Origin of the sequence: Acetobacter fabarum (assembly GCF_011516925.1) — a bacterium.
In the GTDB taxonomy this organism is placed as follows: domain Bacteria; phylum Pseudomonadota; class Alphaproteobacteria; order Acetobacterales; family Acetobacteraceae; genus Acetobacter; species Acetobacter fabarum.
In genome coordinates, this window is record NZ_WOTG01000018.1 from 1 (window position 1) to 14,078 (window position 14,078).

Annotated in this window: 10 protein-coding genes; 8 read left to right on the forward strand and 2 right to left on the reverse strand. The window is 60.3% G+C overall.

Features of this window, described 5'->3' with window-relative positions; all coding sequences use genetic code 11:
* The first annotated feature begins 125 nt into the window (after nt 1-125).
* The 3 genes from GOB83_RS12985 (at nt 126) to GOB83_RS12995 (ending at nt 3,510) form a co-directional block, all read left to right on the forward strand.
* The gene (locus GOB83_RS12985; protein WP_165926381.1) at nt 126-593 is read left to right on the forward strand and encodes a hypothetical protein; all 468 of its coding nucleotides are present in this window, start codon (nt 126-128) and stop codon (nt 591-593) included.
* Nucleotides 580-1,059, forward strand: coding sequence for a hypothetical protein (locus GOB83_RS12990; RefSeq protein WP_165926382.1), 480 nt, complete (start codon nt 580-582; stop codon nt 1,057-1,059). Before GOB83_RS12985 ends, GOB83_RS12990 begins: the two co-directional genes overlap by 14 nt.
* 297 nt (nt 1,060-1,356) lie before the next feature.
* Nucleotides 1,357-3,510 carry an EAL domain-containing protein gene (locus GOB83_RS12995; protein ID WP_095350110.1) on the forward strand — a complete coding sequence of 718 codons (2,154 nt, stop codon included), beginning with the start codon at nt 1,357-1,359 and terminating at the stop codon, nt 3,508-3,510.
* 39 nt (nt 3,511-3,549) lie between these two features.
* On the opposite strand, the gene GOB83_RS13000 is transcribed toward GOB83_RS12995, so the two are convergent.
* On the reverse strand, nt 3,550-4,506 hold the full coding sequence (locus tag GOB83_RS13000) for a TauD/TfdA dioxygenase family protein (RefSeq protein ID WP_095350111.1): 957 nt from the start codon (nt 4,504-4,506) through the stop codon (nt 3,550-3,552).
* Between the two features lie 319 nt (nt 4,507-4,825).
* Between GOB83_RS13000 and GOB83_RS13005 the strand changes: the two genes are divergently transcribed.
* Genes GOB83_RS13005 through GOB83_RS13015 form a run of 3 tightly spaced genes read left to right on the forward strand, consistent with a single transcriptional unit; the run spans nt 4,826 to nt 9,429 of the window.
* Complete coding sequence (locus GOB83_RS13005; protein ID WP_198912015.1) at nt 4,826-7,123, forward strand: TonB-dependent receptor; 2,298 nt, start codon at nt 4,826-4,828, stop codon at nt 7,121-7,123.
* A gap of 2 nt (nt 7,124-7,125) precedes the next feature.
* Entirely contained in the window at nt 7,126-8,379 is a 1,254-nt protein-coding gene (locus GOB83_RS13010; protein WP_165926383.1) for an MFS transporter, read from the forward strand.
* A 57-nt stretch (nt 8,380-8,436) separates the two neighbouring features.
* Nucleotides 8,437-9,429, forward strand: coding sequence for an aldo/keto reductase (locus GOB83_RS13015; RefSeq protein WP_165926384.1), 993 nt, complete (start codon nt 8,437-8,439; stop codon nt 9,427-9,429).
* A 57-nt stretch (nt 9,430-9,486) separates the two neighbouring features.
* On the opposite strand, the gene GOB83_RS13020 is transcribed toward GOB83_RS13015, so the two are convergent.
* Entirely contained in the window at nt 9,487-10,416 is a 930-nt protein-coding gene (locus tag GOB83_RS13020) for a substrate binding domain-containing protein (protein WP_086647270.1), read from the reverse strand.
* A gap of 101 nt (nt 10,417-10,517) precedes the next feature.
* On the opposite strand from GOB83_RS13020, the gene GOB83_RS13025 reads away from it, so the two are divergent.
* Entirely contained in the window at nt 10,518-13,427 is a 2,910-nt protein-coding gene (locus GOB83_RS13025) for a hypothetical protein (protein WP_165926385.1), read from the forward strand.
* 102 nt (nt 13,428-13,529) lie between these two features.
* Complete coding sequence (gene speD / locus GOB83_RS13030) at nt 13,530-13,997, forward strand: adenosylmethionine decarboxylase (protein WP_086647272.1); 468 nt, start codon at nt 13,530-13,532, stop codon at nt 13,995-13,997.
* Nucleotides 13,998-14,078 lie beyond the last annotated feature (81 nt).

Below are 14,078 nucleotides of genomic sequence, written 5' to 3' on the forward strand. Positions count from 1 at the left end.
AGGACCAGTTCGTCGTTCGGTAGCGTGTGCGCTTCGGCTTGCTCATCACTCACAGCTAACAAACTGGTTTCAAACAGGGAATCCCTTTCCAGTATTTCTGCAACAAAGCCGCCCGGATACAAAAAATGACCCCAACACAATGCGCGGCCCCCCGAGCAGTGGATGATGACCTGCGCGTGATCGTGGATAGCCACGCTCGTCGCCTTGATGGGCTGGAGGATGATGTTGATACACTCAAATCCGGCCAGTCCGCCATGATCGAGCGGCTTATTTCCATCGAGGCACAGGGGCAGGAGCGTGAGCGCAACCGGGCGGCCCAGGCGCAGGATATGCGCAACGCTCTGGCCAGCCTGACCCAGCAGCTGGCCGAGCAGACCGGTGCCCAGAAGAGGCAGAACCAGCTGGCCGAGGACAGCCTGCACAGGTGGCGAAAGCTGGCAGTTATAGCAGGGCTTTTATGCACAATCAGCGCGGCCATAGGCTCCACGCTTCTGTCTGATCAGGAGGTGGCCAGCACCATATGGGTGCATTGGCTGCACCTGCGCGAGCCGTGGGATACGCCGGTGCAGGAGGTCCCCCATGCCGGGCCTTGATCTGGCGCAGTTCAAGGCGCTGCTGGTGCGTCCGGTTCTGGGGCAGCTGGGGTTGGGGGGGAGTGCGGCGCTCAACCTGCTGAGCGGCACGGCACTGGTAGAAAGCGGGCTTGTATGGCTCCAACAGAATGGTGGCGGTCCCGCTCTGGGCCTGTGGCAGATGGAGCCCGCAACGCATGATGACATATGGCGGAACTTTTTGCGCTTTCGTCCCGATCTGGCCAGTGCCGTGCGGCAGGTTGGGGGGGCTGGGGCCGGTGTGGGCAGTGCAGCACTGCTGGTGAGCAATCTGGCCTATGCCTGTGCCATGGCACGCATGGCCTATGTGCGAGCCCCCGCCCAACTGCCTGCGGCAACGGATTCCGCAGGGTTAAGCGCGTATCATAAACAATTTTATAATACACTGCTGGGTGCTGCGGATGCACAGCGGAATACGGCCCTGTTTGCCCGCGCTATTGCCGCCTGAGAAAACTGTTCCGCGCAGCCCCAAACACAGCAAATGGCCCTGTACAGCCTTGTATGGGGCATGGTTGCGCACCGGGTTGCTGCGTGGAGCCAGTAGGGGTTTGTACCCGTAATGAATCGGCAGGTTGGAAAAGGGGAGGATGGAAGAGGAAGAAAAAGAGGATGAAGGGTCAAGCGGGATAAGAGAAAATAATAATAAGTTCACAAAAAAACAGTTATTTTTCATGTTGTTGTATGGTCAATCGGTTGTTAAGAATTTTCCGTCCTGACCTTGCGGGCTGGATTGAGGCGAAAAACCATGACCTTGCGCTTACTAGAGGTGGACGTGCCCGCGTATTCCAACCAACGCCAGATGCGCGATATTGCCTGCAGGGTAGAGCCCGTGCGTGCGACGGAGGCGGGGTCGCATGTTCTGTCCATTTTTCAGGATAATGCCGAACTCGCGGGTATTCCCGTTGTGGATGAGTGCAACCGGCCCATAGGCATTGTGCAGCGGCGGGACTTTTTTTTGCGTCTGGGCCAGCGCTTTGGGTACGAGGTGTACGCCAACCGCCCGATCTCCCTGCTTATGGAGTGCGAACCCATACAGGTGGATGTGCATGAAAAAGTCTCCGACTTTGTTGCAACAATCCTGAATATCCGCTCACTCAACCAGATTAATGAATTCATCATAACCGAATGTGGCCAGTATTACGGGCTGGGTTCTGCACTCAGCCTTACGCGTTCCCTGCACGCACAGGCCATGGATACCATTAACGAGCTCAACAAGATTGCGGGCGAACTCCGGCAGGCCAACAAAACCATCATGCGCGATAAATCCTTTATTTCCGGTATAGTGGACAATATCCCCACCGCCATTCAGGTACGGGATATTAAAACGGGTGACATCATTGTGCATAACAAGGCAGCGGAGGAATATGGCCTGCAAACCGCAGCCTCCTACGCGGGCATGCTCCTTGATGCCCCCCTGCAACTGGACGGTGAACTGGCCGAAGACCCGTTTTTGTACCAGCAGCCCGAAGCAGTGGAAGAAACACTGGTGGACCGCGAGGGCCGTGCGCGCGTTGTCTCCCGCCATGATCTGCTGATTGCGGATGATGATGGCAACATGCGCTGGAAGCTCTGCGTAGCTGATGATATTACCGAATACCGCGATGCCCAGCGCAGGATTGAACGCCTTGCCCATTATGACAGCCTGACCGGCCTGCCCAACCGCTATTATCTGGGCATCCGTCTGGGTGAGCTGTCGCAGGACCTGAGCAACCCGTTCGTGCTGCTTTACATAGACCTCGACTACTTCAAATCCATCAACGACATGTACGGCCATAGCGGGGGGGATGAACTGCTGATCGCCGCTGCAAACCGGCTAAAGGCCTGCTGCCGCGAGGAAGATTTTGTAGCCCGGCTGGGGGGCGATGAGTTTGCGGTGATCTGGCAGCACTGCGGCCCGCTGGACGAGATTGAATCCCGGCTGGAGGAACTGGTGGCAAGCCTGGGCCGCCCCTACATTATTCAGGGGGCAGAGGCCAAGTCCGGGGCCAGTATCGGGGCTGCGGGTTTTCCGCTTCAGGCGGGGGATGTCACAACCTTGCTGCAATATGCGGATATGGCGCTCTACCGCGCCAAGGCTCTGGGCCGCTGCCAGCACAAGCTGTTTGATACAGACCTGAGCTATGAAATTCTGGAACGGGCCGAACTCGTTGCCGCCCTGCACCGGCTGGTGGAAGGTGATGGCCTGTTACTGCACTACCAGCCCATTTACGGCATTCACGCGCGCAAGGTGCAATCCTACGAGGCACTGGCCCGCTGGAACCACCCTGAACGCGGGATGATCCCGCCTGATGTGTTCATCCGTCTGGCGGAGGAAACCGGGCTGATCCACCAGCTGGGCGAGCGGATCCTGCATCTGGCCTGTAGCGAGGCACTGAACTGGCCTGCGCATATCAATGTCTCGGTCAATGTTTCCCCCCTTCAGTTAAAAAACAGAAAATTCCCTGAAATTGTCAAAAATGTTCTGGAAAAAACTGGCCTGAACGGTGCACGCCTTGAGGTGGAAATAACCGAAAGCGTGCTGATGGATGAATACGAGCATAAAAACGTTATTCTGAACGAGCTCAAGGCACTTGGCTGCAAGATCAGCATGGACGATTTTGGAACCGGCTATTCTTCACTCAGCTATTTGTGGAAGTTCTCGTTCGACAAGATCAAAATTGACCGCAGCTTCATTCAGGCCCTGCCAGACCCCACCGCCAAGGAAATCATACAGGCCATTCTGGGCATTGCCAGCATTCGCGCCATGACGGTTACGGTAGAAGGGGTGGAAACCGCAGCCCAGTTGCAGATGGTCAGCAACATGGGCTGCTCGGAGGCACAGGGCTACTACCTGGGCCGCCCCCAGCAGCAGGCCATTGCTGGCACACGGGATACGGAAACGGCTCTGGTGTGGGAGTGAGCGGCCCCATTCAGGTCCGCTCCAGCTCCGGGGGTGTTGTCAGGACTGCTCGCGCCGGCTCCACGCGCCGGTCTGTTCCAAAAGCAGGACCGGGTTGGGTGTGCCATTGACCACCTGCTCGCTCTGCTGCCCGTCCACGCTGCGGGGGGCATCCCCCACCAGTGTTACGCGCTGGAGTTCCCGTTCCTCCTGACCAAAATCGGCAATGGCGCGGTGTTCGGTGGCGCGGTTGTCCCACATGGCAACGTCTCCGGCCTGCCAGTGCCAGGTTATGGTGTTTTCCGGCCGGGTGACATGCCCTTGCAAAATGCCAAGCAGTGCTTGTGAATCCGGCAGGTTAAACCCGACCAGCCGTTTGATGAACTGGCCCAGAAGCAGAACCTTCTCCCCCGTTTCAGGGTGTACGCGCACGACGGGGTGTTTGGCCTCAAACACGCGGGCGGCAAAAACATTGGCCTGCCACTGAATAAACTCCCAGTCGCGCTCGGCAATCAGGTCCGTGTGGTCATATTCGTTATTGGTGTGAATGGCCCATAGCTTGTCGGCCAGTTCCTGCAGGGGTTGTGGCAGGGAACGGTACGCCGTGGCGGTGTTGGCCCACAGGGTTGCCCCGCCGTAAGGGGCGGGGCGTATGCACCGCAGGATGGACGCCTTGGGGTAGGAGGCCATGAAGGTCATGTCGGCATGCCATGTGTTGGCAGCCCGACCCTTGCGCGATTTAAGCTCAAAAATATGTTTTGTGCCCTGCGCGCTGGAAACCGTGGGGTGGGACACAAGCGTGCCAAACCGTGCGCCAAGGTCCTCCTGCTGTGCGCTGGTCAGTGACTGTTTGCGAAAGAAGATCACCTTGTGTTCCAGCATGGCGTTGTAAATGAACGCGATGCTGGCCTCGTCCAGATCGGGGGACAGGGTAATACCCCTGATTTCCGCACCAATTTGACCACCAAGCTTTGTAACGGTTGGTGATGCCGTTTTTTCTACCAGACCGAGAGACATTCGAGCATTCCTTAAAAAACAACACCAAAAAATGGTGGATTATGGGCGGCGGAAGGGGGACTTGTTCCAAAACGTCACTAATATGTTGTTCTGGAACATATTTTTCTTTCAGGCACTGGGTATTCCCACAATGTTAAGCGTGGATTAAGGGGCGGGAAACCCCGTTTCTGACTCGCATTATGGCGATATAAGATCGTTGAATATACTAAATTCTAATTAACAACAACACGTGATAGTTTAATCTTGACGTTATGACGGAATTGTATCGTTATTTGATAGTCGAATCATATTTAAACTTCCAAATGTAGTGGAAAACAGAATGCTCACCCTGCCTTCGAACCTGCGCCGTATTGTTCTGAATGTCTCGGTGACGTCCCTTGGTTGCGCCATGGTTGCTGGCACCGCACAGGCGCAGTTACAGACCCTCGCCAGCAAAAAAACCTCCCCCAACCATTCAGCGCTCGAAGCCGGGCAGGCGGAGGATGTAACCGTTAGCGTGCGCAGGCGTAGCGAACCGTTGCAGAAGGTGCCGGTGGCCACATCGGTCTATTCCGCCAAACAGGCCACGCGGGATAACGTGCATGACCTACAGGGCATTTTTGAATTTATCCCTTCCGCCAACTTCCGGGCCAATTCCTCATCCAAGGACCGGGCAACCTTTGTGCGCGGCATAGGCACCATTGCGACCTCTCCGGGGGTGGAGCCGTCCGTATCCACCGTGCTGGACGGGGTGGTGCTGGCCCGGCCCGGGCAGGCCACGGCCGATATTCTGGACCTTGACCATGTAGAGGTCATGCGGGGGCCACAGGGCACGCTGTTTGGTAAAAACGCCTCTGCCGGGGCGGTCAATATTGTTACCCGGCAGCCTACGGCGGACTTCCATGCCTTTGCGGAGGCCTCCTATTTTTCGGGGAACGAATACCGGCTGACCGGGGGGGCTACGGGCACGCTTGTTCCGTCCAAGCTGGTTGCCAATGCGTCTTTTCTGGTCGGTGGTTTTGACGGGAATGTTAAAAATCTGGCCAACAGCACCACGGTGAATGGCTACGAACACCGTGGTGCGCGCAGCAAGTTCCTCTGGACCCCGGATGAGGAAACACAGGTCACATTCGGGCTGGATTACATGTACCAGAACGATCTGGTGCCAACGGGGGTTTATACTTCCACCAATCAGGTGGCGTACCCTACGGGAGCGGTCAAAACCAACCCCGCACTGGCTTCGGCACTGGTGGGGGAGGGGGTTACACCCTCCAAGAACAACACCTCGGTCAGCAATAATACGCAAAGCCGCTCTGTGGACCATACTGGTGGTTTTTCCGCAACGGTCGATCGCGAACTTGGGCGTGGGTACAAGCTCACTTCCATTTCCGCCTACAGGCAGTGGCAGAATATCCAGGATCAGGATTACGATGGCCTGTCCGGCGTGTACGCCACCCTGCCCGAGGTGCGGGACCACGGTAAGCTGAACTTCTGGCAGGCATCGCAGGAAGTGCGCATTGCCTCCCCTCGTGGACATTTTTTTGATTATGTCGCCGGGTTTTACTACCTGCACGGGGTGGACCGGGAGGTTTATAGCCGCACCCTTTCGCAAAACGGGCAGGGCACGGCTTACGGCCAGTCGCATTATGGCATAACCAACAACAACTATGCCGTTTTTGCTGAAGGAAACCTGAACTTTACAAAAAACTTCCGGGCTATTCTGGGCCTGCGCCTGCTGCGTGACGATCTGGGGTATGACATGTCACGCAGGTCCACATCTGCCGTGGCGGTAACGGGTATTCGCCCGTCCTATGCGTCCTCCGGCTCCACGTCGCAGAATGGGTACGTGGACCGCATTGGCCTGCAATATGACATTAAGCCTGATATTCATGCCTATTTTACCTATTCGCATGGGTATAAGGGGCCTGCCTACAATACGTTTTTCAATATGCAGGCAACAGATGCGCAGGTGCTTAAACCCGAGCAGAACAACAGTTTTGAACTGGGGCTTAAATCCCAGTTCCTGCACCGGCGGGTTACGGCAAACCTTGCCGCATTTATTGAAAACTTCTCCAACTATCAGGCCAACTTTCTGGATAACGTAGCCGGTGGTGCGGTTTACCGCATGATCAATGCCGGGTCTGTCTCCTCCAAGGGGGTAGAAGGGGATGTGGCCGTGCGCACCCTGCCGGGGCTGACACTGGGCGGTAACTTTGCCTACACCTACGCTGTGGTGGACAAGTTTAACTGCCCTGCTGGTGCCCCTGCATCGTGCAATGTTAACGGCCAGCCCCTGCCTTTTGCACCACGCTGGAAGTTTGTGCTGAATGCGGATTACACAAAAAGCCTGAACAACCGCTTCACCCTATCGGTGGACAGTGACTACACGTGGCAGAGCCGCACGCAGTTTGCCCTGACCGAAACGCCAGACACGGTGCAGAAGGCTTATGGCATATGGAACATGAGCACCACGTTGCAGGACAAAAAGCTCAAGCTCCAGCTTTCACTTGTCATGCGCAACGCCATTAACACGCATTATGCCTCCTACATGGCATATGGCGCACTGGGCGGTGTGACCAGCTCCATCCCGCGTGATTACGGCCGCTATGGTGGCTTTGTTCTGCGTAAGGATTTCTGAACATGGCAGGGAACGCGCTCTCCCCCCGTCCTTCGCAGGTTTTGACCACCTTGCTGCTGTGCTCCATTATTGTGGTAGCCGCAGCAGACAGGCAGATTATTGCGCTGCTCAAGCCCGTTCTGGACCAGACATTTGGCTGGACGGCGCGCGATTACGCCAGCATTGCCGCATGGACGCAGGTTGCTGCGGCATGCAGCCTGCTGGCGGCGGGGTGGCTGGTGGACTGGGCCGGGCCAAAGCGCACACTGGGTGTGGCCCTGACAGGCTGGAGCCTGCTGACCGTACTGCACGCCTTTGCCTCCTCCGTGCGGGATTTTGTGCTGATCCGCGCGGGCCTTGGCGCGTTTGAGGGGGCCGGCACCCCGAGCATGATGAAGTTTATTGCGCTGGCTGTTCCACGCTCCCAGCGCGGCAAGGTTATTGGCATTCTCAACGCCACACCCAATGTGGCAGCGGTGCTGACCCCCCTGCTGGTTGCGCTGGTTCTGCCCCTGCTTGGCTGGCGCGCTCTTGTGGTGGGGCTGGGCGGGGTCGGGCTTGTGCTGGCCCTGTTCTGGCAGTTCCGGGGGCCGGTGGTCCTTGGCCCGGCTGGGCCGCAACAGGCGGATGGTGCCACCACGGCGCGGCTGCGGGACCCGGCGGTGCGCCGGGTTGTGGTGGCGTTTTCCATTAGCAAGGTGCTCTCGGATGCTACATGGTGGCTGTTGCTGAGCTGGCTGCCCGATATTTTTCATTCCCATTTTGGCCTGAGCATGCGGGGCATGAGCGGGGCATCGGGCACGGTTTATATTGGTGCGGGTATTGGGGCATTCTGCGGGGGTATTCTGCCGGGGCTTCTGCGCCCTTATGTGGGGTCGCAGGAGCAGGCGCGCCGTATTGTTATGGGCACGGCAGCCCTGTGCGTTGTTCCAATGATGTTTGTGTTTTTCACAACGTCTCTGGCTGTTGGCCTGTTCCTGTTTACCGTGGCGCTTATGGCGCATCAGGTTTTTGCCAGTAACCTGTTTGGGGTGGTTACGGACTGGTTGCCAGCCAGCCTGGTTGGCCGGGCTACGGGTATTGGCGCGTTCTGCGGTAACCTTGGTGGGGCGTCCATTCTGTGGGCCAGCGGGTTTGTGCCCATGCCGGTTATTCTGGGCGGGTGCAGTCTGGCTTACGTGCTGGCATGGAGCGTGCTGCGCGTGCGGGTGGCCCCTGTGTGGCTGGAGAGCACCTTTTGCGAACCACATGGCGGGCGTGTGGCTCTGGCGGTATAAAACGCAAGACGGAATAAAGATTTTTCCATTTTTACCAAAAAAGGATCGTGTAATTCAATGAACTGGCAACCTTCCGCCACGCGGTATGAGCAGGCAGATTTCCGGCGTTGTGGGCATTCCGGGCTGGACCTGCCGCGTATTTCTCTTGGCCTGTGGCACAATTTTGGGGATACGGATGCCTTTGCAACCGGCCGCGCCACCATCCGCCGGGCGTTTGACCGGGGCGTGACGCATTTTGACCTCGCCAACAACTACGGCACGCCCTATGGCTCGGCAGAGGAAAACTTCGGGCGTATTCTGCAAAAAGACCTGCACCCCTACCGCGATGAACTGGTTATTTCCACCAAGGCGGGGTGGGATATGTGGCCCGGCCCCTATGGCAATGGCGGGTCACGCAAATATCTGCTCTCCTCCCTTAACCAGAGTTTGAAGCGCATGGGGGTGGACTATGTGGATATTTTTTATTCCCACCGCCCAACCCCCGATGTGCCGCTGGAGGAAACCATAGGCGCGCTCGTTCAGGCCCACAGGCAGGGCAAGGCGCTTTATGTGGGGATTTCCTCCTACGATGCAGCCAGCACGCGGGAGGCCGAGGCTATTCTGCGCTCTGCGGGCGTTCCCCTGCTTGTGCACCAGCCCGCATATTCGCTGCTGAACCGGGGCATAGAGGCCGAGCTTCTGCCTGCGCTGGAGGAGCTTGGGGTTGGGTGTGTTATTTTCTCCCCTCTGGCGCAAGGGGTGCTGACCCGCAAATATCTGGGGGGTATTCCTGCCGAATCCCGCGCGGCTACAAGCCGTTTTCTGGATCAGGCAGCCATAACCCCGCAGGTGCTCAAGGCCGTGCGCAGGCTGGATGAGCTGGCACAGGCCCGCGGGCAGAGCCTGGCGCAAATGGCTGTGGCATGGACGCTGCGCAACCCGGTTGTTACATCAGCCATTATCGGGGCCAGAAACGTGCAGCAACTGGACGAAACACTGGCCGCGCTGGAGAACCTGGCGTTCTCTGCCACAGAACTGGCCGCCATTGAGCAGGCTCTGGCTGGCGTATGATGCGGGCGGGTCAGGCCTGTTGTGTCTGGCCCGCAGCATGCCCTGTGTTTGTGGTTTTTACGGGGTGTGCGCCAGTGCCTGCTCCCACGGCGGGGTGGGGGTGTAGCACTGGCTCAGATAATCAATCATGGCGCGGATTTTAAGGGATACGCTAATCCCCGGTGCATAAACCGCGTGCAGGTCCGGCCCCGGTACGGGGGGCAGGTCCAGTGTGAGCGCGCGCAGGCGGCCTGTGCGCAGTTCCTCGCTCACGACAAAAACCGGTTGGTACACAATGCCTTCACCCGCCAGTGCCGCTTCCCGCAGGACATCGCCATTATTGGCGCTGAGCGGGCCGGAAACAGGCACCGTTTTTTCCCCTTTTTCCCCAAAGCTCCAGCGGCTGGCGCTGTTGGTGCCGCTTAGCGTGTAGCCAAGGCACTGGTGCTGGCTGAGCTCCTCCACCCGGGTGGGGGTGCCCGCACGCTCCAGGTATGCAGGGGCTGCGCACACCACCATGCGAATGGTGGCCAGCCTGCGGCTGCGCAGGGTGCTGGACGGCATTTTGCGTATGCGCAGGGTCAGGTCCCAGCCTTCGTCTATCAGGTCCACGGTGCGGTCGTTCAGCCCCAGTTCAACACTTACGTGCGGATGCAGGCGGTTGAACTCGGGCAGGTAGGGGGCCACGTAGCGTATGGCAAAGGAGACAGGTGCATTCAGCCGCAGGTGGCCGCGGGCTTCGTGCCGCTGCTCGCTTACGGTAAGCTCCATGTCCTCCATGTCCGCCAGAATACGCTGGCTACCTTCCAGAAACAGGCGCCCTGCCTCGGTGAGCGAGAGGTGGCGCGTGCTGCGGCGGAACAGGGTTACGCCCAGCCGGTCTTCCAGTGTGGTGACATGCTTGGTCACCATGGTGGGGGAAAGGGCAAGTGCCCGCGCTGCCGCGCTAAAGCTGCCAAGCTGCACCACCTTAACGAAAACCTGCATACTGGTAAAACGGTCAAGCATGGGCCGCTCCTGTGGTGGCGGGGCTGGGGGTGCTGGCCAAAACGCCCCTGTTGTTCTAGCAGCCCATGTTGGTTTTTGTCATGCTGGGGTAAATACCGGGCATGGGGCTGGCGCACGGGGTGCACTGCCCGCGCGTGCTAACAGGTGTGGGCCGGGCTGGCCGGTACCACAAGACACAGGCAGGGAACGTGGCAGACACAAGGCAGGCAGACAACCGGGTAAACCAGCAGGCAGGGGCCTGCGGTGGGCAGGGTGCGCGCATGTCCGGCCCGGTTGCCCGTGGTGCCGGGGCTACGGCGGCCCCAGCCCTGCAGGCCCGCACGGGTCTGGGGCGGGCCATGCTGCTTGGCACCATGCTGGCAGGGCTTGCCCCCTGCGTGCAGGCCGCCCCCCTGCGTGCCCCCCCCCCCGCCGTGCAGGATGTGCCCCGCTCCGACGGCCTGCACGCCCTGCCGGTTACCAGCGTGCAGGCCGATGCCCTGCCCCGCGTGGCTGATGTGGCGCCGGGCCTGTTCCTGCCAGCGGAGAGCACAACCGGGCTTGCGGCATTCTGGTCCGGGCCGGAACTGATGGTGGTGGTGGACCGCGCCCTGCCAGCTCTGTTCCACCTGCCCGGCGAGGGCGGTATGTTCGACCGGCGTGAGAGCGTGGCCCTGAACGGTGCAACCCTGCTCCGGATTTACCTGCCAGATCACCCGCATATTGCCGTGCTGCGCCAGAAGGCTGGCTGGCTGCTCTGCGCCGTTCAGCCCGGCCACCCGGATGGGTGTGGTGCACGTGTGGGCAGCCCTGCGGGGAATGGCGGGGGGCATGGGGCTTCGGCTGGCGCGCACCCCGCTACGCCAGCGGTGCAGATGGTGCCCCTCCCTGCCCGCATCCTGTTTGCACAAAGCCAGCCCGGCCGGGTTGTTACCCTGCCCGACCCCGCAACCGGGGGCAGGCTGTTTGTGGCGACGACCCGGCAGGTGGAAACCCCTTTGCAGCCGCGCTCGGCCGTGGGGTATGCCGTGCGCCCGGCGGTGCTGGGGGTGGTGGTTGCAGCGGATTCGGCGCAGCTTTTCATGCAGTCTACGCCCAGCGGGCCGGTGCTGGAGGCCATAGCCGGCCAGCCCGTGCCGGTTGGCCTGCCTGCTCCGCCCCCCAGTGCCAGCGTGCGGCAGGGGCAGGACTGGTTCTGGCTCGGCCTGCGGGATGAACCCACTCCCATGCTGTTGCAGAAGTGGCGCAAAGCGCGCGACAGTCTGGGCCAGGCAGCGGGGGACCCCGCAACCGTTCTGGCGGGCCAGCCGGAGGCGGTGGTCATTACCATGTGGGCCATGCGGGTGGCGGCGGCACAGGCGGCCTTTGCCGCAGGGTACCCCCAGCAGGCATGGGAACTGCTGCGTGCCCTGCCCGAGCACAGCGGGCATGATGGCAGCAGTGCGGCCGATGTGGGCGGTGTGGTGCGTGGCGGCTGGCCGGGGCCGGGTGTGCAGGCCCTGCGCGCCTGTGCGGCCCTGCTCAGTGGGGACATGGCCGGAGCAGCCCCATTGGCCAGTGCGGACTGGGCCTTTGGGCCAGACATGGTGCTATGGCGTGGCGCGTATTTTATGCTCAGCGGTGCAGGGAGCGTGCCCACATCCGTTTTGCTGGCGCGTGGTTACGCACGGCTGGAACAGTACCCCGCACCAGTCCGCGCGGGGCTTATGCTGCGGGTTACGCAGTATCTGGCCCAGTTTGGCGGGCCGGATGAGCGCGCCGTGTTGGGCTCCCTGCCAGATGACCCGGCATACAGCCTTGCCCGCATTATGGTGCAGGCCCGCGGCACGGAACCCGAAAGCGCGCGTGTTGCACTGGAAAACCTGACCGCTTCGGGTAATGACCGCATGGCCGACATGGCCCGGGCCGAGCTGGTCGGCTTTTTGCTGGCGCATGACCAGATCGGGCCGGATATGGCCGCACAGGCCTATGCCCAGATTCTGGCCGCGCAGGTGGCCGAAGGGAGCAGGGTGGCCCCCAATGCCCAACAGGGTGAGGTGAATATTGTACCCGCCTTGCGGCTGGTTTACGCGCAGGCTCTGGCCCGTAGCGGGCAGGCCGTGCGCGCTGCGGGTGTGCTGAGTGGGCTGGGTGCGTCCGAGCTGGCACCGCAGGACAAGCTGGATGCAGCATGGCGCACGGTGCTGTTTGCGCTGGTGTTTGGCCCACCCCACGCCGATGCAGCGCAGGGCACGCCCGCCCATGGCAGCCACGGCGCCGTGGGGCGGACGCGGGGCGGACGCGGGGCTGTGCCCAATGTTCCCCCCGCTACAGACCGCGCCCAGCAGCTGGCACTGGCAAGGGCCAGCATGGGGCTGGTGCCAGATGACCCGCTCAAGGCCAAACTGCTGGCCGGGCTTGGGCGGCAGCTTATGGCCATGGGGCAGTTCGGGCAGGCCATACCGGTTTTGCAGCAGGCCGATGTGCTGGCCATAGAACCGCTGATGCGGGCTGATATTGAGGAGCAGCTTGCGCAGGCTGCATTGCAGGGTAACCAGCGCCCGCTTGCCCTGCGCGCGCTTGAGCGCAGCGCACTGGCTGACCTGCCGGAAGATCTTGCCGCCCGCCGTAGGTATGATGAGGCCAGACTGGCCGCCGCCAGCGGCAACCGCGAGGGTGCACAGGCCCTTCTGGCCGAGGATGAATCGGATGCGGGCCTGTCCGTGCGTGGGGCCCTGTATGAGCAAGACCAGCAATGGGCACAGGCCGTGCTGGTTGTGGGCCGCCTGGCCAGCCGCACCCTGCCAGAGCAGGGCGAGCTAAGCCCCCCGCAGCGCGACCTGGTGATTCGTCTGGCAACGGATGCCGCTGCGGCAGGGGATCTGGAAACCCTGCACAGCCTGCGCGCATGGGTGGCTGGGCGTGCCCTTGGGGCGGAACGGCAGGCCCGGTTTGCGGCCCTTCTCAGGCAGGCGCAAAAAGGGCCGGTTGTCTCCCTTGGTGGGTATGGCCTGCCATCGACATTTGACAAATCTGTTAAAGACCCAAAATAGTTCTTGCACCCAAGGGGTAAAAAGCCCTAGTTAGCGCGCTCTTGGCCCAAGGGGGCGATTAATTTCGCCCAACAGGCTGTCTACTGGTTTGGGGGTACGTCAATGAACGCACTTGCTCAACTGGGGATGGTCTCGGAACTCCCGAGCAATAACCAGGCAATTTCTGTTCCGGTCACATTTGAAGATGATGACCGTAAAGATTATTTCGTCGAAAAAGACGGCGAAAAATTTGCAGGGACACACCTGCTGGTTGATATGTGGGGGGCCACTAATCTGGACAACCCCGCGAAAATCGACAGCACCCTGTGTGAAGCGGCTCTGGCGGCAGGGGCAACCATTCTGCACAGCCATTTCCACCATTTTACACCCAATGGCGGTGTATCTGGCGTTGTTGTGCTGGCTGAAAGCCATATTTCCATCCACACATGGCCCGAACGCAACTTTGCTGCGGTCGACATTTTCATGTGTGGCGCATGCGACCCGCATCTGGCTATTCCGGTTATGCAGAGCCTGTTTCAGGCCGAGCAGCTGGACGTAAGCGAAGAGCGTCGCGGCCGCGTGCAGGCTTAAAAAAGCCCGCGCGGATCAAGCGCAAACTTCCTCTTTATCGGTATTGAACGGCGGCTTTGCCCAGGCATTGGGCAGGGCCGC

What these genes read in the sequence shown, in the direction of transcription:
- GOB83_RS12985 (WP_165926381.1), top strand. Translation starts at nt 126, where the DNA reads ATGACCCCAACACAATGCGCGGCCCCCCGAGCAGTGGATGATGACCTG.
- GOB83_RS12990 (WP_165926382.1), top strand. Translation starts at nt 580, where the DNA reads ATGCCGGGCCTTGATCTGGCGCAGTTCAAGGCGCTGCTGGTGCGTCCG.
- GOB83_RS12995 (WP_095350110.1), top strand. Translation starts at nt 1,357, where the DNA reads ATGACCTTGCGCTTACTAGAGGTGGACGTGCCCGCGTATTCCAACCAA.
- GOB83_RS13000 (WP_095350111.1), bottom strand. Translation starts at nt 4,506, where the DNA reads ATGTCTCTCGGTCTGGTAGAAAAAACGGCATCACCAACCGTTACAAAG.
- GOB83_RS13005 (WP_198912015.1), top strand. Translation starts at nt 4,826, where the DNA reads ATGCTCACCCTGCCTTCGAACCTGCGCCGTATTGTTCTGAATGTCTCG.
- GOB83_RS13010 (WP_165926383.1), top strand. Translation starts at nt 7,126, where the DNA reads ATGGCAGGGAACGCGCTCTCCCCCCGTCCTTCGCAGGTTTTGACCACC.
- GOB83_RS13015 (WP_165926384.1), top strand. Translation starts at nt 8,437, where the DNA reads ATGAACTGGCAACCTTCCGCCACGCGGTATGAGCAGGCAGATTTCCGG.
- GOB83_RS13020 (WP_086647270.1), bottom strand. Translation starts at nt 10,416, where the DNA reads ATGCTTGACCGTTTTACCAGTATGCAGGTTTTCGTTAAGGTGGTGCAG.
- GOB83_RS13025 (WP_165926385.1), top strand. Translation starts at nt 10,518, where the DNA reads ATGGGGCTGGCGCACGGGGTGCACTGCCCGCGCGTGCTAACAGGTGTG.
- speD (WP_086647272.1), top strand. Translation starts at nt 13,530, where the DNA reads ATGAACGCACTTGCTCAACTGGGGATGGTCTCGGAACTCCCGAGCAAT.